The 18552-nt window shown below is 53.3% G+C and carries 11 protein-coding genes and 2 tRNA genes; 2 read left to right on the top strand and 11 right to left on the bottom strand.

Going from position 1 to position 18552, the window contains the following annotated elements; all coding sequences use genetic code 11:
- Positions 1–3 precede the first annotated feature (3 nt).
- From hflK to nnr, 8 genes are all read right to left on the bottom strand, one after another.
- On the bottom strand, positions 4–1269 hold the full coding sequence (gene hflK, locus WG891_RS02425; RefSeq protein ID WP_076943059.1) for an FtsH protease activity modulator HflK: 1266 nt from the start codon (positions 1267–1269) through the stop codon (positions 4–6).
- Positions 1270–1360: 91 nt separating this feature from the next.
- Positions 1361–2641, bottom strand: coding sequence for a ribosome rescue GTPase HflX (hflX, locus tag WG891_RS02420; protein WP_076943060.1), 1281 nt, complete (start codon positions 2639–2641; stop codon positions 1361–1363).
- Positions 2642–2739: 98 nt separating this feature from the next.
- On the bottom strand, positions 2740–3048 hold the full coding sequence (hfq, locus tag WG891_RS02415; protein ID WP_076943061.1) for an RNA chaperone Hfq: 309 nt from the start codon (positions 3046–3048) through the stop codon (positions 2740–2742).
- Positions 3049–3162: 114 nt separating this feature from the next.
- Positions 3163–4104, bottom strand: a complete 942-nt coding sequence (miaA, locus tag WG891_RS02410) for a tRNA (adenosine(37)-N6)-dimethylallyltransferase MiaA (protein WP_337261469.1) — start codon at positions 4102–4104, stop codon at positions 3163–3165.
- A complete protein-coding gene (mutL, locus tag WG891_RS02405) occupies positions 4097–5974 on the bottom strand; it encodes a DNA mismatch repair endonuclease MutL (protein ID WP_337261470.1) in 1878 nt (625 codons plus the stop codon). The genes miaA and mutL overlap by 8 nt, the downstream gene beginning before the upstream one ends.
- A gap of 29 nt (positions 5975–6003) precedes the next feature.
- Positions 6004–7713, bottom strand: a complete 1710-nt coding sequence (gene amiB, locus WG891_RS02400) for an N-acetylmuramoyl-L-alanine amidase AmiB (RefSeq protein WP_337261471.1) — start codon at positions 7711–7713, stop codon at positions 6004–6006.
- 7 nt (positions 7714–7720) lie between these two features.
- Complete coding sequence (gene tsaE / locus WG891_RS02395) at positions 7721–8191, bottom strand: tRNA (adenosine(37)-N6)-threonylcarbamoyltransferase complex ATPase subunit type 1 TsaE (RefSeq protein ID WP_337261472.1); 471 nt, start codon at positions 8189–8191, stop codon at positions 7721–7723.
- Between the two features lie 10 nt (positions 8192–8201).
- A complete protein-coding gene (gene nnr / locus WG891_RS02390) occupies positions 8202–9716 on the bottom strand; it encodes a bifunctional ADP-dependent NAD(P)H-hydrate dehydratase/NAD(P)H-hydrate epimerase (RefSeq protein WP_337261473.1) in 1515 nt (504 codons plus the stop codon).
- On the opposite strand from nnr, the gene queG reads away from it, so the two are divergent.
- Positions 9715–10854, top strand: a complete 1140-nt coding sequence (queG, locus tag WG891_RS02385; protein WP_337261474.1) for a tRNA epoxyqueuosine(34) reductase QueG — start codon at positions 9715–9717, stop codon at positions 10852–10854. The genes nnr and queG overlap by 2 nt on opposite strands.
- A 299-nt stretch (positions 10855–11153) precedes the next feature.
- Here the strand turns inward: queG and WG891_RS02380 are convergent.
- The 3 genes from WG891_RS02380 to WG891_RS02370 form a co-directional block, all read right to left on the bottom strand.
- Positions 11154–11229 (bottom strand) — tRNA-Gly (locus WG891_RS02380).
- Between the two features lie 54 nt (positions 11230–11283).
- Positions 11284–11359 (bottom strand) — tRNA-Gly (locus tag WG891_RS02375).
- Positions 11360–11954: 595 nt separating this feature from the next.
- Positions 11955–17375: an RCC1 domain-containing protein gene (locus WG891_RS02370; RefSeq protein WP_337261475.1), complete on the bottom strand. Its 5421-nt coding sequence runs from the start codon at positions 17373–17375 to the stop codon at positions 11955–11957.
- Between the two features lie 408 nt (positions 17376–17783).
- Between WG891_RS02370 and WG891_RS02365 the strand changes: the two genes are divergently transcribed.
- Complete coding sequence (locus tag WG891_RS02365; RefSeq protein WP_337261476.1) at positions 17784–18503, top strand: autoinducer binding domain-containing protein; 720 nt, start codon at positions 17784–17786, stop codon at positions 18501–18503.
- Positions 18504–18552 lie beyond the last annotated feature (49 nt).

Genomic DNA, 18552 nt, shown 5'->3' with positions numbered 1-18552 from the left:
TGATTATTCTCTCCCTACGCGAGTGTTGTCGCTACGCTGCGTATTTGCCCGGCGTTGGTCCATGATCGAACCTGCGCTGGTGCTACTGGTGCCCGCATCTGCCGTATTGCTGGTAGAAGGAGCTGGGTTGAGACGAATCAGGCTGGTATCTTTACTGCCTTCGGTCGCCGCTTTACCGGTCTGGCCACGCAACATCTGATCCAGAGGTAACACCATCAGATTGTTATTACCTTTGTCATTCACCAGCACCTTGCGGGTATGGCTCAGGACTTTTTCCATGGTTTCGATATACAGACGCTCGCGGGTAATTTCCGGTGCAGATTTGTATTCCGGCAACAGTTTGGCAAAGCGCGCCACTTCACCCTGAGCTTCCAGAACCGTACGGGCTTCATAGGCTCTGGCATCTTCTAACAGACGCTGCGCCTGACCGTTAGCACGCGGCTGAACTTCGTTAGCGTAAGCTTCCGCTTCACGGATGTATTGCTGTTCGTTCTCACGTGCGGCAATCGCATCATCAAACGCGGCCTTCACTTCTTCCGGCGGACGTGCAGCCTGGAAGTTGACGTCCAGCAGAGTGATCCCCATTTTGTACGGCCGAATGGTTTCTTCCAGTACACGCTGAGTGTCGCTACGCACGATGGTACGGCCTTCGGTCAGGATCTTGTCCATGGTGTATTTGCCGATAACGCCACGCAGCGCACTGTCAGTGGCCTGCCTCAGGCTGTCATTGGCATCGGTCACGCTGAACAGATAAGCTGCCGGATCGGTCACGCGGTACTGCACGTTCATTTCTACGCGCACCACGTTTTCGTCGGACGTCAGCATCACGCCGGAGGCTGCCAGTTCACGCACCGATTCCACGTTCACCGGACGTACTTCATCAATGAAGGTCGGTTTCCAGTTCAGGCCCGGCTGTACCAGATGGCTGAACTTACCAAAGCGTGTTACCACACCGCGCTCGGCTTCTTTGATGGTATAGAAACCGCTTGCGGCCCAGATCACTACCGCCGCAACCGCAGCAATACCGATAATTCGGCCACTGAAGTTTGGCCCGGCAGAACCCGTGCCACCGCTGTTATTGCTGTTGGAGCCTTTGCCCCCGCCCAAGCTGCTCAATTTCTTGCTCAGCTTGCGGAAGATATCATCTAAATCCGGTGGCCCTTGATCGCGACCGCCTTTATTGTTACCGCCAGAGTTGCCGCCATTGTTATTGCTGCTCCCCCACGGGTCGCGGTCCTGTCCGTTATTACCGGGCTGATTCCACGCCATGTTTTAGCTCCATTATTCTGTGATTGGGTACTTCAGGCTAACGCTTAATCCACGCGGCATTAAGCGAGCACTCAAATGTAACAGTATATGATCATACGATAAAGTTAATCAGATCCTGTTCCTGCTTACAGAGGCGACGCCATTCAACGATCGGCATGCGTACCACCACACCGATACTGCCGTCCTCTTCATTCCATTCTTTTTCGATTGCCTGAAGCTGATAGAAACGGCTACGAAGACGGCCCGCCTGCGGAGGTAAACGCAGTTCATAATGCGCGATTTCCCCCGATAAGCGCTCCGTCAACGCCTGAAATAGCAACGGGATACCTTCTCCGCTGGCGGCGGACAGCCACACGCGAATCGGTAAGTTTTCATCGTTGCGATCGATACGCGGGACAAAATCATCCAACATATCTATTTTGTTCATCACGAGCAGTGATGGGATCTCATCCGACTCAATCTCTGCCAATACGGTATTCACCGCTTCGATGTTCTCTTCCACCCGGGTATCCGCAGCGTCGATCACATGTAACAGCAGAGAGGCCTGGCGTGTCTCCTGCAGCGTCGCTTTAAATGCGGCAACAAGATCGTGCGGCAGGTGCCGGATAAAGCCTACGGTATCCGCCAACACGGTATCGCCTACGTCCGCTACGTCAATACGCCGCAGGGTAGGATCCAGGGTGGCAAATAGCTGATCTGCCACATAAACCTCGGCAGATGTCATTCGGTTGAACAGCGTGGATTTACCGGCGTTGGTGTACCCCACCAGCGATACGGTCGGCACATCGGCACGGGTGCGGGCTCGCCGCCCCTGCTCGCGCTGCTTCTCCACCCGCTCAAGGCGCTTGAGAATCAGGCTGATGCGATCGCGCAGTAAACGACGGTCGGTTTCTAGCTGGGTTTCCCCCGGTCCGCGCAGGCCAATCCCCCCTTTCTGACGTTCAAGGTGTGTCCAGCCACGAACCAGACGGGTGGCAATATGGCGCAACTGCGCCAGTTCTACCTGCAGCTTACCTTCATGAGTACGGGCACGCTGGGCAAAGATATCTAAAATCAACCCGGTGCGATCGATCACCCGGCATTCACACAGACGTTCGAGATTTCTCTCCTGCGCCGGGGAAAGGGAATGATCAAACAGGACAACAGACGCGCCACTGGCTTTCACCGCATCTGCAATTTCTTCGGCCTTTCCTTCACCGACAAAGTATTTGGGATGCGGCGCTTTGCGGCTACCCGTCACCACTTGCAAAGCCTCGACGCCCGCAGAGGACACCAGCGATTCGAACTCACTGAGATCTTCTGTATCTTTGTCTTGCGAGAAATAGATATGAACCAGGACGGCCTGCTCACCGGCTTCATAACGGTCAAACAAGCGTGCAACCTCTCAAGCGGACAAAAACCGCGAGTTTGGGGGGCATAAACAGCACTTTACTGTTTATGCTCCCCGTCATGGTTGACTCGCAACGCGCCTTATTCAGCGTCATCGCTTTCCTGCTGCGGCTGTTGCGGCGCAGACGGGTTGTTACCATGGTGATAGTTACTGGTGCCGCTGCTCGGATTGTTGCTGTGGTGCGATACCGGGCGTGACGGGACAACGGTAGAGATAGCGTGCTTATAAACCATCTGGCTCACCGTGTTCTTCAACAGGATGACAAACTGGTCAAAAGACTCAATCTGGCCTTGCAGCTTAATACCATTCACCAAATAAATAGAAACCGGAACACGTTCACGACGCAATGCGTTCAGGAACGGATCTTGCAAAGATTGCCCCTTAGCCATTCTATCTTTTCCTTATTTGCTTGTTGTTTGTAACTAAGAACCTGTCGGCTCTAAAATAAACGACCTAAAAAATTTGCGCGCTGAATACTCATCAATTGTACACAATCACTCAACCTATGCACTAACAACCTGTATTACCGAGTCCAAAGCCTCTCCCGGCTTTTCACTGTCCAACCAACGAACCGACTCCCAACCCCGTAACCAGGTCATTTGGCGCTTGGCCAATTGACGTGTTGCGCAAATACCACGATAAACCATTTCATCGTAACTAATTTCACCAGACAAATATGACCACATCTGGCGATAACCGACACAGCGAATGGAAGGCAAATCCGTATGCAAATCACCCCGTGCAAAAAGCGCACGCGCTTCCGTCTCAAAACCTGCCGCCAACATCTGCTCGAAGCGCTGCGCAATGCGTTGATGCAACAACTCACGGCTGACTGGCGCTATCGCAAATTGGTGAACATGATAAGGTAACGATTCACCCGAAATTTTAGTCAGTTCCGTTAAAGTTTTACCCGAAATAAAAAAAACTTCCAGTGCTCTGGAGAGTCTCTGCGGATCATTGGGATGAATTCGCATGGCCGCCACCGGGTCAATATCCTGCAATTGACGGTGCAATGCCTCCCAACCCTGCTCTGCCGCCTGCTGCTCAATACGCTCACGCACCGCCGGATCGGCAGACGGCAAGGGTGACAATCCTTCCAACAACGCCTTGAAATACAGCATGGTACCGCCGACCAACAGCGGGATTCGCCCAGCGGCGGTGATCTCGCCCATCTCTTTCAGCGCATCGGCGCGAAAATCCGCGGCAGAATAGGCTTGCGCCGGATCGCGAATATCGATCAGGCGATGCGGGGCCTGTGCCAGTTCCTCTGCCGTTGGTTTGGCGGTGCCGATATCCATCCCACGATAAATCAACGCAGAGTCTACGCTGATCAGTTCCACCGGCAGGCGCTCACGCAGCGCCATTGCCAGCGCGGTCTTGCCCGAGGCCGTTGGCCCCATGATAAAAATGGCCGGGGGGCGATGTGTCATTTCAGTATCAGTCATGCTTAAGCGCTGCCAGTGCAGCCTGTAAATCAACAGGTTGTAAAAGACCACCGGGTGGAGATTTGACCAGATGCGGGCAAAGTCGTTCCACGTCGGTCAACAATTGTATCGCTTGCGAGTTGTTCCACTGTTCATGTTCACTGCCTAAATGGCGGGCGATCCAGGTGGCCAGCACGGTGGGCGACATCTCCTGATGCTCGGCCAGATAGCCTAACAGCTCAGGTATCAGTTTTTGTAAATTTTGTTGCCGTAACGGTAAAGGAACTGCGCGCAGCGTCACACGCCCGTGATCGGATTGCAGTTCCAGCCCCATTTTTACCAGCAAAGCCTGGTGCTGCACACAGGCCGCAGCTTCATTTTTATTCAGTGTCAGCTTGATCGGAATCAGCAGCGGCTGTGGCCGTAGGCCTTCTTCCGGCGGGCAAAGCTGTGCCTGGCGCAACCAACGCTCGGCGATCGGCAAATTCAGTATCACCAGTTGCTGACGTTGCTCGATCAGTGCATAGCTTGGGGGGTAAACCATCAACACGCGGCCAAAGCTGTGCTGGTTACCGGCCAATGGCGCTTCCTGTTCCGCTTTAGCGGGCGGGAACAAAGGCGGCTTGCCCTGCTCCGGCGCGGCTTCCGTTAACGCCGGTGCTGCCTGCAACAGCTTGCCGTACAGCTCACCCTCACGTTTCTGATAACCGGGCCCGGCCTGATAAGGCGGCTGGGGCGTGCGTTCACGCGCCACGGAAGGGGCTACGGGCTGCGGCTCACGCGGTGGGGCAGGCTGCGAAAAATGGTTGCCACCGGCCGCCACACGGTTTTCCGGCTGCCATGCGGGCACTTCCTGTGCACCTTGTTCCTCTGCCAACGGCAAGGGCATGTTACCAGCCTGCTGCAACACGGTCGTAACCGCCTGATAGATAAAATCATGCACCAGCCGCGCCTGATGGAAACGCACTTCATGTTTTGCCGGATGCACGTTCACATCCACCTGATGGGGATCCACTTCCAGATAAAGCACGTAAGCTGGCTGCTGATCGTCTTTCAACTGATCCTGATACGCCTGGCGGATGGCATGATTGATCAGACGATCGCGCATCATCCGGCTGTTAACGTAGCAGTGTTGCATTTCCCCCAGTTGGCGTGCGCCTTCTGGGTCGGCCACCCAACCGCGAATGGTGAGATCGCCATGCTGCCAGGAGATCGCCAGCGCATGCTGCAAAAAGGCCGGGCCACAGATGCTGGCCAAGCGGCGTTCGTGCTGGCTTTCTTCTTTGGCTGCGCGATACTGGCGTATCAGCTTGCCGTTGTGATTCAGGTTGATTGCCACATCGAAACGCGCCAGCGCAATGCGCCGCACCACTTCATCAATGTGGCCGAATTCGGTTTTTTCCGTGCGCATGAACTTGCGCCGTGCCGGGGTGTTGTAAAACAGATCGAGCACTTCTACCGTGCTGCCCACCGGATGAGCAGCGGGCTTCACCGTAACGGCCTGATCGCGCCCTTCCGCATAGGCCTGCCAGGCCTCATTTTGCTCTTCAGTGCGTGAGGTGAGCGTCAGGCGTGAAACTGAACTGATACTGGCCAGCGCTTCGCCGCGAAAACCCAAGCTGACGATCGCTTCTAAATCGTCGAGGGTGCTGATTTTACTGGTGGCATGGCGCGCCAGCGCCAAGGCAAGATCGGCTTTACCAATCCCACAGCCGTTATCACGAATGCGGATCAGCTTGGCACCGCCGCGTTCGATATCAATATCAATACGCGTCGCGCCCGCGTCCAGACTGTTTTCTACCAGTTCCTTCACTACCGACGCAGGCCGCTCAACCACTTCTCCGGCGGCAATTTGGTTGGCAAGCTGTGGCGGTAACACCTGGATAGGCATGCGAATCCCTCTGTTGTATGGCATCAAACCTACGGAATGATCAATGTCCGATCGAGCGGCGCGACATCCGACTTTAATTTGTTCACACTTTTCAGTTCGCTGACGCTGACACCATAACGCGCCGCAATGGATGACAGGGTATCACCGCGTACCACTTTGTGCCTGGTCGGCTTACTCGCTTTGGCTTTAGCCGGGGCTGCGGCGCTGGCCCCGGCTGGCACCTTCAGACGCTGCCCCACCCAAACCCCATCTTTCTTCAGGCTGTTGAGCTTGCGCAGCGTGGCCATGCTGGTGCCATAGCTATCGGCAATGCCGGAAAGCGTTTCCGCCCGCTGCACCACGTGGATCTGGGTTTTCCCCGTGCTCACGCTGCGCGGGCTATCGGCCACCGGATCCGGCTGCTGCAAATCTTTTACTCTGGAGTTAACCGCCGCTGCGACCTGCAGAGGACGGTTTTCGACCTTTGGGTCGGCTTGTAGCGGATGCGCCAGGAAATAACTGCGCAGGCCGTTGTGGATCGCCTGTGCAATTTTCTCCTGATACGCGCTACTGCCCAGCAGTCGCTCCTCCGTGCTATTACTGATAAACCCGGTTTCCACCAGCAGCGATGGAATATCCGGCGAACGCAGCACTCCCAGGCTGGCGTGTTCCGGACGGCGTTTGTGCAGTGAACCGACACGCTGTAACTGCTGCAAGACCTTCACCGCCACGTCGTAACCGACGCGTTGTGAATGACCAAACTGCAAATCCAGCACTGCCTGGCTCAGATAAGGATCGGCCTGGCTGTTGGCCAGCAGATCGCCCGCACCGCCCAGCAGTTCGGACTGTTTCTCGTGCTGTTCCAGCCAGCCGGCCATCTCGCTGTTGGCGCGGCGGTTGGACAACACCCACACCGACGCCCCATTGGCGCTGCGGTTAGGCGCAGCATCCGCGTGAATAGAAACCAGCACGTTAGCGCCCTGTTTGCGCGCCACATCGGAACGCCCCATTACCGAAATAAAGTAGTCACCGTTACGCGTCATCACCGGTTTAAACATCGGATCGGCATCCAACAACGCCCGCAGACGATGCGCAATAGCGATGGTCACATTTTTCTCTTTCAGGCCGTTTGGCCCGATGGCACCTGGGTCCTGCCCACCGTGCCCGGCATCAATCGCCACCACCACGCGATCGCCAGAACCGGCAGATACCCGGCTGCTGCGTGGCGTAATTTCCGTTGCAATGCCGGATACTGCCGCGGATTGGTTGTTAAACGGACTGGAACCGATAGGCGCTACCGGCGTTTTACGCGCCGGCTCACGGGCTACCGGCGCCTTGCGCACGCTACTGATGTTCGGGTTACCTTCAGCGGTAATGGTGAACACCACGGTATAGGTACCGCCATTCTGGCGCGTTACCGCCCGGGTTTTCGCATGCTGGGTCAAATCAAACACCAACCGCACGCTTTGGGCATCTTTCGGCGTGCTGGAGCGAATGCTTTTCACCAGGTTATGGCCGCTGAAGTTGAGCGGCAGGCCGCCCACTTTGCCGCTCTGGTTCACATCCAGAATCACGCGATCCGGCCCGCGCACGGTAGAAAATGCATAATCCGGCGGGCCAGTGAAGCTCACTGTAACCGTGGCTTCACGCTGGGCATTAGTGACGTTGATATTGGATAACGATGAAGCTGCCAGTGCGCCAAACGGCCCCAGCAATGCGAGCAGGGCAATAGCGGTGAGTCTTTTCAACACATGCATCATGAAAACGTCATCCCTGTTGCCCATCAATACGGTCTAAAAGCTGGGCACCATAGGCGGAAATCGCCTGAATCTGCGCCTGCCGGCCTGCATCATGGTAACTGAGATGCAGCTCCAGATCGGGATCGGGCAATACACCGGTCCCCTGTTGCGGCCATTCCACCAGGCAAATGGCATCCTGCGCAAAGTAGTCGCGAATGCCCATAAATTCGAGTTCTTCCGGATCGGCTAAGCGATACAGATCAAAGTGATATACCGCCAGCGGTTGCAGCGCATAAGGTTCAACCAGGGTATACGTCGGGCTTTTCACGTTGCCCTGATGGCCCAAAGCCTGCAGAAAACCGCGGCTGAAGGTGGTTTTACCCGCCCCCAAGTCACCGTAAAGATAAATAACGCTGGCACGATCGCACGCCTTAGCCAAAGCGGCACCCAGTGCGACAGTCGCTGCCTCATCCGGCAGAGGTAAAACGAGTTCTTTCATTCGATAATATCTATTTTGCCAACTCAGGATTAACGTAATGAGGGATCATCGGCAACAGATCGGTCGCCAGCAGTCCTCTTGTTCCTTGCTTTTCTGCCACAAGATCCGCAGCGGCACCGTGCACCACACAACCTGCACAGGCAGCATCATACAGCGGAAGCTTTTGTGCCAGCAAACCACCGATAATCCCCGACAGCACATCTCCCATGCCGCCTGATGCCATACCGGCGTTACCGACGTCGGCGATCGCGACGTCACCCTGCTGATCGGCAATCAGCGTACCGGCCCCTTTCAGCAGCGCCACCCCACCGTATTGCGCCACCAGTTTGCGTACCGCAAGTAAGCGATCACTCTCAATATCAGCCGTGCTGCAATTCAATAACCGTGCCGCTTCGCCAGGATGGGGGGTCAACACACGATTCTGACGCTTCTCAGGATGTAATGCCAGTAAGTTCAGTGCGTCCGCGTCCCATAATGCCGGTTTATCACTGGTTTGCAGCAGCTTCAGCGCATTCTTGCCCCAGTCTCCCTGCCCCAGCCCAGGGCCGATCACCACCACATCGGCCCATTCGAGCGCCTGTTGCAACGCGTCGTCACTCAGGCGCTGCACCATCAGCTCCGGGCACGCGGTCAACAATGGGCCGACGTGTTCAACGTGAGTAAGCACTCGCACCAAACCAGCACCGCTTCGCAGTGCTGCCTCTGCCGCCATGCGGATGGCGCCACCGAAACCGTGGTCACCGCCAATGACCAGCAAACGACCATGATCGCCTTTGTGAGAACATGGGCGACGTGGCTTCAGCCACTGCCCAAGATCTCTAGCGGTAATCCGCTGAATCTGCGCTGGTTGCTTTGCCAGCCAGTCACTCAATCCTAACGAACTGTAATGAAGTTGCCCAACCCAGTCACGCGCTTGCCCGGTCAGAAGCCCCGGTTTGAGGGCAATAAACGTCAGAGTCTGTGCCGCGCGGATAACGGCCCCCGGTACAGCACCGCTTTCTGCCAACAGGCCGGAAGGAATATCCAACGCGATCACCGGCGCACTGGCGCGATTGGCAGCTTCGATCAGCGCGTCATACGGAGCTCTGGGCGCAGCCCCTAACCCAGTGCCGAGCAGGCCATCGATAATCAGATCGATATCCTGCGGCCAACGGCTGCTGGCTGGCAGAATATCACCGCCACTGTCCAGCCAGGCTTGCCGGGCGCTTGCCGCCTCAGGCGGCAATGGGCGCGAACCTGCACAGGCGATCAGCGTCACTTTAATGCCATCGGCCGCCGCCAGGCGGGCTACCACATAGCCATCGCCACCGTTGTTGCCATGGCCACACAGCACCAGCCAGTGGCGGCTGGCCGGATAGCTATCGCGCGCCAGTGCGTAAGCCGCAGAACCGGCACGCAGCATCAATAGATAGAGGGAAATGCCAAGCGCGGCGGCCGCAACAGGTTCCGCCTGTCGGATCCAATCTGCAGACCAGACTGAATGTGGTAAACTGTCGGCGTATGGTTTCTCACTATGGCTCGTCATGACACATCCCCTCGATCTCGCTCAGCTCGCCCAACATATCAAGCAATGGGGGCAATCGCTAGGATTCCAGCAGGTTGGCATCTGTGATACCGATCTGAGTGTGGAAGAACCCAAGTTGCAGGCGTGGCTGGACAAACAGTATCACGGTGAAATGGCCTGGATGGCGCGCCACGGCATGCTGCGCGCGCGGCCGCATGAACTGTTGCCCGGCACGCTGCGTGTGATCAGCGTGCGGATGAACTATCTGCCCGCCAAAGCCGCCTTTGCCAGCACGCTGCAAAATGCGCAGCTCGGCTATGTCAGCCGTTACGCGCTGGGGCGTGATTATCACAAGCTGCTGCGCCAGCGGCTAAAAAAGCTTGGTGAACAGATACAGGCTTATTGTGGTGAACTGAATTTTCGGCCCTTCGTCGATTCGGCACCGATCATGGAACGTGCGCTGGCGGCCAAAGCCGGGATTGGCTGGGTTGGTAAACACTCACTGATACTCAATCGCGAAGCCGGTTCCTGGTTCTTTCTGGGGGAGTTGCTGATCGATTTACCGCTGCCGGTCGACCGGCCGCAGGAAGAACAGTGCGGCCGCTGCGTGGCCTGTATCACCACCTGCCCGACCGGCGCTATTGTTGCACCTTACACCGTGGATGCCCGGCGCTGTATTTCCTACCTGACCATCGAACTAGAAGGCGCTATTCCAGAAGAATTCCGCTCCCTGATGGGCAACCGTATCTACGGCTGCGACGATTGCCAGCTTATCTGCCCATGGAATCGTTTTTCACAGCTAACGGATGAAGATGATTTCAGCCCGCGCGCGGCGCTACATGCACCACAGTTGATCGATCTGTTCAGTTGGAACGAAGAAAAATTCCTGCGTATCACCGAAGGTTCCGCCATCCGGCGCATTGGTCACTTACGCTGGCTACGCAATATCGCCGTCGCCCTTGGCAACGCGCCTTATCAGGATCGGGTGGTGATCGCATTGCGTGCCCGCCAGGGGGAAGACGCAATGTTGGATGAACATATCCACTGGGCGTTGCAACAGCAGCTTGCTCGGCGTGAGGCCCAAGGGATTACCGTGCAAAGCCCGCAGAAAAAACGGTTGATTCGTGCGGTAGAAAAAGGATTACCGAGGGATGCGTGAAATCGCGTGCTCTAGCTCTCAGAGTCACCCTGTGGATTTGTGCATAAAAATAAAAACATCTTGTCTTTCAACCGCAACAAAAAGAGCAAGTGATCGAGATAACGTTTTATAAGAAATAAATATTGATTATTATCAATGAGATAAATATTTCATTTGTGTTATGTTGCTTTTTTAAGCTGCAGATATTATGTACATAAATTGTGGATAACTCTGTTCACAACGTTGCATCTGAATTTGAATAACAGAAGAAGAACCGCGCCAGGAGCGGCGTAGAACTGGGTTTTATCTGGAGAGAAAATTGGAGCGGGAAACGAGACTCGAACTCGCGACCCCGACCTTGGCAAGGTCGTGCTCTACCAACTGAGCTATTCCCGCATTGAGATGCTTTTGCATCCGGCCAACCAACAACAGCATGGCCTTTGAAATTTTTGGAGCGGGAAACGAGACTCGAACTCGCGACCCCGACCTTGGCAAGGTCGTGCTCTACCAACTGAGCTATTCCCGCGTCGCATGGGTACTACTTTTTACTGTTTTTTATTCATCATGCTACATCGGCAGCATGGTTGAATTTGGAGCGGGAAACGAACTTCCCACTGAACATCTAATTTATTGATTTAAAACCGCTTTCTATTACGGCACTTCGTAATATGGACCGCATTATGTACCAATAATCTCCCCTTAGCAACCCCGCGAATCAAGAAAGGTTGTCTCTTTGATTTGAGTGATTGCTTTATGAACATTAAGGTCGTTTTTATGGTCTGCTGCTTGCCAATAAGCTTTCTAAAGGTACGGCAGAAAGCAAGACAGCTTTTTTCTTTTCTGAGTCCAAATAACTGGACAGTATTCTCTCCTCTCCAACCTGAAAGAGAGAAAATACTTGCACAAGTGTGTCACAGCAGTGCAATCCCTCCGCCCCCATCTTCAAGCTCGTCGAGATACAGGATGGCAGTGGGGTTCTAGTAATCTGCCTACCTCATGAGCCTATGACACAAACTCTGAATGAATGGTTTCCAATATTCAGCGTGTATCTCCACCCAAAAAATCTAACTCAAACTAACAGATACCTTGCAAAAATAAATACTTGTCAGGCTTGGTCTGAACTACTGCATCTTTATGTCGCTTATATCAACCAGTACAGGGCGCGTTTGAGTTGTAGTTGTGCCATCACCCAACTGACCGAAATCATTCCAGCCCCAGGCCCATAAACGGCCCTGATCATCACGCACCAGCGTATGATAAGAACCTGCCGAAATCGCCACAACCTTACTGCCATCCAACGGGGAAAGATCCACCAATACGGGGCGATACTGATTTATAAATGTACCGTCACCCAACTGGCCGTGATTGTTATACCCCCAAGCCCATAGACGGCCTTGATCATCACGCGCCAGCGCATGATAAGAACCCGCTGAAACCTCCACAACCTTACTGCCATTCAAGGGTGCAAGATCAACCGCTACAGGATTTCGATATGGTGATTGTCTTGTACCATCGCCCAACTGACCGTTGGAATTATCACCCCATCCCCATAGACGACCCTGATCATCAAGAAGCAGAGTGAATTGGAAACCTGTCGAAAATGCTACAACCTTGCTGCCACCAAGCCACGCAAGATCCACCAACACAGGGCGAGTTTGAGTTGAAGATTGACCAATAATGCCAGTACCCCAAGCCCACAAACGCCCTTGATCGTCAGACACCATTATGTGGTTACTAGCTGCTATAACCGCCACAACTGTGCTACCGCCCAGCGATGTAAGATCCACTAGTCCGGGGCTAGTTCGATTACCTACACTCTTTCCATTGCCCAACTGGCCACCCGTGTTTGAACCCCAAGTCCAGAAACGTCCTTGGTCGTCGAGCGCCAAAGAGTAATTATAACCAGCCAAAACCGCCACGACTGTGCTACTGCCCAGCGCTGTAAGGTCTACTAGTACAGGGCTAGCCTGAAAAAGTGTTATCGTTCCATTACCCAACTGGCCGTACTCATTCTGCCCCCAAGCCCACAAACGCCCCTGATCATCAAGTACCAGAGTGTGAAAATAACCTACTGAACCCGCCACAATCATACTGTCATACAGCAGTCTATGATCCATCTGCACAGGTCGAGTTAGATTTGTAGATGAATTATTTCCGAGCTTTTTAAGACCCCAGTTCCATAATTTGCCTTCATCATTCAGAAAAAATGACTGAGCGTTTCTCGCTTCCATCCTGTCTATACTTCTTACAGCCCTCGCGCAGGTAAAAAATCTCTCACCCAACAACCGTGATGCAAACCCCGACAACGGATCTACCGCCCACAGTTGAATAACACCATTACCTCCCCACTGCGCCCAGACAGGATCAGGCGTATCGCACTGCACATCGACAGACACATCCAGATTGCCTGTTGATTTAAAACTCGATCTCAAGGCACCGGAACTGCCTTCGCTAAAGAAAGCCGAAGCCCCTCGTGGCGGACGAATGATCAACAGGAACTGCCCCTCGCCACTCTTGTGTGCGACTTGATAGCTCTGCCTGAACCCTGCACCAGGATATCCTGGCAACCCAGTTCTTTCCCCTACGGACGACAACACATACGCTGGCACATCCACACTGGGTGTCACCAGCTTATCAGCCATCGCGTTCAGATCTTTGGTATTGGCATAGTATTCTTTGACTAGATCGGTTGAGCCGGTCAGGCCCACATCGTTAATGCAAGCCTGCCTGTAAAAACCGGTTAAGTTAGCACAAGCCGCTTCACCCGCAGCACGCTGTTCAGGTGTCAGTTCCACGGGTTGTGTTGCAAATACAGGAACCGTATTACACCCTTCCGCAAACAGACACTCCCGTGGCTTAACCAGCCAGTCGCCGCCGAAAAGTGCATACAGCGCGGTCGAACTCAAGGGTGTATCCCGCCCTAAAACCTGACCATTACGGCGGATAAAGTCATTATCGGGGTTGCCGTCATTATTGCCCAACAGACCGCGTTCGCGCCCGGCATGTTTCTCCGGGCGAGTGAACTGCAGCTCCATAAACGGTTCTGGCTCGGTAAACTGCCCGTCCAGTACCGAAACATTAACCGCATAGCCATCAAACGGTCCATCCTGCGGCCAGATCACCGTCAGACTGCGCGGCTTGTTCGCCGACTCCCGTACAAACGCATCCACATAGAGCAGGCCACCACCGGGCAGTTGCATCAACCGCCGTGATGTTCCCAGCCAGGTGCCACCTGTGCCCCCTTTGGCCGGTGCGTAGAGATATTCACCATTAACCATGACTTCAAGTCCAACACTGAATGTGCCACTTCCCAGAATAGCAGGACGAAACTCCACCACATCATCCCCCACCTGCATGGCGGTTGAATACAACCAGGCGGCACCGAAACCGGGCAGAAAATTCGCCTGTACTTCATAGCCATGGACAGGCTGTTCCGCAGTATCGTGCACGCGCGACAGTATGTAGCGCCCTGTCGCCAGATAAGTGTATGCCATACCATCTGCGGTCACCATGTAAGGGTCACCCCAAACCCGGTCACAATCCTTGGTACCCGGCCTACAGTTACATACCAGGATATTGGGCTGCTCATCCACCACAAGCCCACCCACTGAAGCCTGAATACTTCCCCTGGTCACACCACGTGTGCTGCACACTGCACTGGCCTTAAATGTCTGACTACCAGGTGCCGGAATCGTGAATGAGGTTTGTTCCGGCTGCAACGGCGAGCCGGAAACACTGACCTGAACGGTTTGCGACCCTCTCGCGCTGACGGTTCCCGTTGTCTCTACCGTGTCACCCACATCGGCTGTAAACATGAGCGATGAAACCGAGGCAGTCTTACAGAAGTTGGCATTCTTATCCGCTTTACCGCAGAACAGGCCACCCACGCAGGCAATCAGCGGGGTGCTGATGGTGCCGCCTCTGGTCTCGCATTCCTCACGGTCATAGCTCACATTACCCGTAGGATCGTTATAAACCGAGCTTCCTTCAAGGCTGGCATATCCTGATGGGCGTCCGACAAAGATGGCTCTGGGTATAGAAGAGAGAGAAATGTCCTTGAAAGAAACCGAACCTGCACCATCACCGGCGTCTTGAACCCTTGCCACAGCATAGTTTGCTTCCACTTTTTGATCGACAATGTCGAGTGAAGCCCCTATACCAATTTCAGCTTTGATGCCAAAATATTTCAGAAAATCAGAAAGCCCTGTGGATGCAGACAGACTCACTTCAGGTTTGATCGCAAAGGATGCATTTGATGTATGCCCCCATTGCTTGACGGCTGCCGGATTGTGAGTTTCGATGGCAGCACCCATGTTAAGCTCTGTTTTGGCCTCCACCTTCAACAGATTGAATTCGCCACCAAAGAAGGAGAAAGGCTCAAGTTTCAGCGCCGCACCTAAACCCACGCTGCTACCCGAAGAGGCATCCAGCCACCAGGGGGTATCGTCCAGTCCATTACCGGTGGGGTTTCCCAGACTGCTCATTTCAATTTTAGGCGGTGCCAATCCTTCGAGATAGGAGACTTTGCCCTCCAGGCTAAAAAACGAGGCAAAAAACGAACTGATCCCCGCATTGGACCTGGGTGTTAAGCCAATCCTAACTTCACCATAAGGACCGGCCTCCAGTTTCACCCCGATCAGATTCGCAAGCCGCAATAAAGGAATCCCTGTGGAAAGCGCGGGTAGAATATCTGTCGATGCATCCACTGTTACCGCACACTCAATAATCATGCCGTTAGCAGCAGCCGTATATTCAAGCCCCACATTCAACTTCGGAGATATTTCCAGAAAAGGTGTAAACACCACGCTCGCACTGCCTCCTGCACTACACTTGGCTTCGAGATCAACTTTTCTGCGCCCTGCATTTGTCAGCACCCTTGGAGTTGATTGAGACTGGATGCCACTTCGTTCTTCAGGACCAAAGTACTCAAGCTCAGGCTCACCCTGTTCCGTTGGCACTTGCAGTGCCGCCCCCTGACGGTAGGAGATAAACTCTGGCATCACACCTTCGCTCACCAGAGGATCGCTCTCCAGCAGTTGGTAGACGGAGGCAAGGTCAAAGTTAAGGATGGCGAGTTGCTGCCCGCTGCTGCCATTGACAACACGTATCACACGCCCACTGTAGGGGTAATCTCCACCTTCAGGCCGTGGGATACGGGCATTGACAAGTTGCCCTTCTGTCAGGTTGGCACCAGAGACTACCAGAGGTTTGAGCAGGGATTCCCCTGGGAAGTCAGCGTAGGTTTGTGCCAGAAAGCTTGTGATTTCAGCCATGCCAAACGCACTGCCCGGGTTAGGTAGTATGCCTTCACGGAACTGGGCTGGGTAATAGATGTTGTTGAGACTGATGGTTTGCACGCCTGCACGCGTGGGCCAGATTTCAACCACGACGGGTACGCTCCAGCGTTCGGCGATGGCGACCTGCCCTTTGTTGTTGAAGTCCGGACGAATACCGATGAGCAAACGGCCTGTTTGCATGCCAGCCGGTACATCGATATGCAAACGGCCAGTGACATGCTCGTCCCAGCGGATATAGTTTTTGTGGCTATGAGAAGGTACGTAATTGACTGTTTTTTCGTTTTCCTGAACACGGACTTCAAATTTCAGTTTGGCTTCATCCGTTCTGCTCAATGCACCAAGGTTCTTTCCTGCTGGATCTACCTTACTGAGGTCTGCAACATAACTACCACCCGGTTCAGCAACGATAAATTTTGTGCTGATTTCGGTTCTGTGCCAGGTGGGATCGGGATCGACAGCAGCAAGCACCAGGTTGTGGTTTTGATGCAAACGCGTGTTATGTGCAATGACTTCCGGGGTGTTTTGGGTTTTGAATGTTTTTTGCAGTTGTTCTTCCGTGCTGGGTGGAATGCGAGCATCGTTGTCACCAAGTGCCTGGGCGCGATCAATAAAGTCATCCAGGCTTTTGGGGTTGTTGATGAAGTTGTTGTTCCCCCCACCACCTCCGCTGCCTCCACTGCCTCCACTGCCTCCACTGCCTCCACTGCCTCCCAGCGTATATGTCACATGAATGAAGCAGATTGCATCATTATCCAGTTGCATCCCTGACAGGCAGGTGGTTCCGGCTGTAGAGGCAATACTGTATTCATTGGCACTGTTATTACCAACTCCGATGCTTTGTAAAACGACGGGGTGCCCTGTTTTATTGCGTACCTGAACACTGCCGTTCTGGCCTTCTTGTATGTGCAGTACAGAAGGGCTGCTCACCAGATCCAGTGTCTGCTGTATGATTTGGGCACGTACTGCGTCAATGCTGAATAATCCGGTCGTCAGCACCAGCAATGCAATCAGGCATGAGAACAGGCTGGAGCCACGCAGCTTACCCATGCGCGCAAGAATAAACACCATCAGCATGATGCCCAATGCGCTGAGCAAGGGTACTTGCCCCAAGGGCACGGCGACAGCGCCTGTATTGAACGTGATAATGATCTGGGGTGGCACTTGTGCCCATGCCAGCCCTGGCACCATTGCCGTCAGCATCATTGCAGGGTAAAAGATGATATTTTTTATGACTTTTGGTTTCATTTCAGAATTTGAATCCAGGCAAAATTAATCAAAAGCAGACCGAACCGTCCTGCTTTTGTAGAGATTTTTCATTGGTGTGAGGCAGTTATGGCAGCCTATTTAGAAAAGACATTGATGGACGATATATCAAAAAAATAGCGAAGCTGAGTCGCACAAAAGGGTTCTGGCACGATCAAGATGCGATGTTCTCTGAAATATTGAATCCGGCACTGCTACCCATCTGAAATTTTTACCCAACAATTTGATTGTCTTATTTTTATGACAAAATTTTGCATACAGGATAGGGCAATTGAATATTTTTGTAACCTACCAAGGTTGGTAGTTGTAAAATTGGCAGAAATCAGGTTCGATTTTTAAAAAATCTGTATAGCCTATGTCTAATGGGCTAAAAACTCTGGAACGCTACAAATGGAAAAATGGCAGGAAGATATGCTTTCTGCAAGCATGCATGCCAACACATCACCAGAGATTTTCAGTGCAGTGCTATTGGCTATGGAGACTCTGGGTTTTGAATATTTTTCCTATGGTATAAAGATACCTTTTGTGTATACGCAACCTCAGACCATCATATTGAGTAATTATCCTGACGAGTGGCGTCAACATTATGTCCATAATAATTATCAGGATAAGGACCCTGTTGTACTGCATGGGATGCAATCACAAAAACCATTTATATGGTCGGATAAGGCTTTTTCCTCTGCGACCCAACTATGGGATGAAGCGCAGTCTTTCGGGATACGCTTTGGGTGGTCCCAATCAAGTTTTGATGCCTTGGGGATCGGCGGTATTTTAAGTCTGTCACGCTCATCTAACAAGCTCACTGCAAAAGAGCTGAAACACAAGGAAGCACAGATGCGCTGGCTCACCCATGTTGCGCATCTGTCTTTTCGCCGTACGCTGAATGCCAGAACCTTCTTTAAATTGCTTTCTCCATTAAGCAGGCGTGAAACTGAGATATTGAAATGGACAGCGGATGGGAAATCTTCTCAGGATATCTCACAGATTTTAAAGATTTCAAAAAATACGGTCGATTTTCATGTCAAGAATGCAATTGTGAAACTGCAGACCAACAATAAAACGGCGGCAGTCGTAAGGGCTGCAATGTTGGGGTTGCTGTACGAATGTTAGTTGTTGCATGGCTTGCTGAACCCCTTCCACCAGCTTGCAGCAGACTTAT

Origin of the sequence: Serratia sp. MMO-28 (assembly GCF_037199905.1) — a bacterium.
Taxonomy (GTDB): Bacteria; Pseudomonadota; Gammaproteobacteria; order Enterobacterales; family Enterobacteriaceae; genus Chania; species Chania oryzae.
This window is presented reverse-complemented; position numbering and strand designations above follow the sequence as displayed.

Coding starts and splice junctions, on each gene's coding strand:
- hflK (WP_076943059.1), bottom strand. CDS start 1,269: ATGGCGTGGAATCAGCCCGGTAATAACGGACAGGACCGCGACCCGTGG.
- hfq (WP_076943061.1), bottom strand. CDS start 3,048: ATGGCTAAGGGGCAATCTTTGCAAGATCCGTTCCTGAACGCATTGCGT.
- miaA (WP_337261469.1), bottom strand. CDS start 4,104: ATGACTGATACTGAAATGACACATCGCCCCCCGGCCATTTTTATCATG.
- mutL (WP_337261470.1), bottom strand. CDS start 5,974: ATGCCTATCCAGGTGTTACCGCCACAGCTTGCCAACCAAATTGCCGCC.
- amiB (WP_337261471.1), bottom strand. CDS start 7,713: ATGATGCATGTGTTGAAAAGACTCACCGCTATTGCCCTGCTCGCATTG.
- tsaE (WP_337261472.1), bottom strand. CDS start 8,191: ATGAAAGAACTCGTTTTACCTCTGCCGGATGAGGCAGCGACTGTCGCA.
- queG (WP_337261474.1), top strand. CDS start 9,715: ATGACACATCCCCTCGATCTCGCTCAGCTCGCCCAACATATCAAGCAA.
- nnr (WP_337261473.1), bottom strand. CDS start 9,716: ATGACGAGCCATAGTGAGAAACCATACGCCGACAGTTTACCACATTCA.
- WG891_RS02370 (WP_337261475.1), bottom strand. CDS start 17,375: ATGAAACCAAAAGTCATAAAAAATATCATCTTTTACCCTGCAATGATG.
- WG891_RS02365 (WP_337261476.1), top strand. CDS start 17,784: ATGGAAAAATGGCAGGAAGATATGCTTTCTGCAAGCATGCATGCCAAC.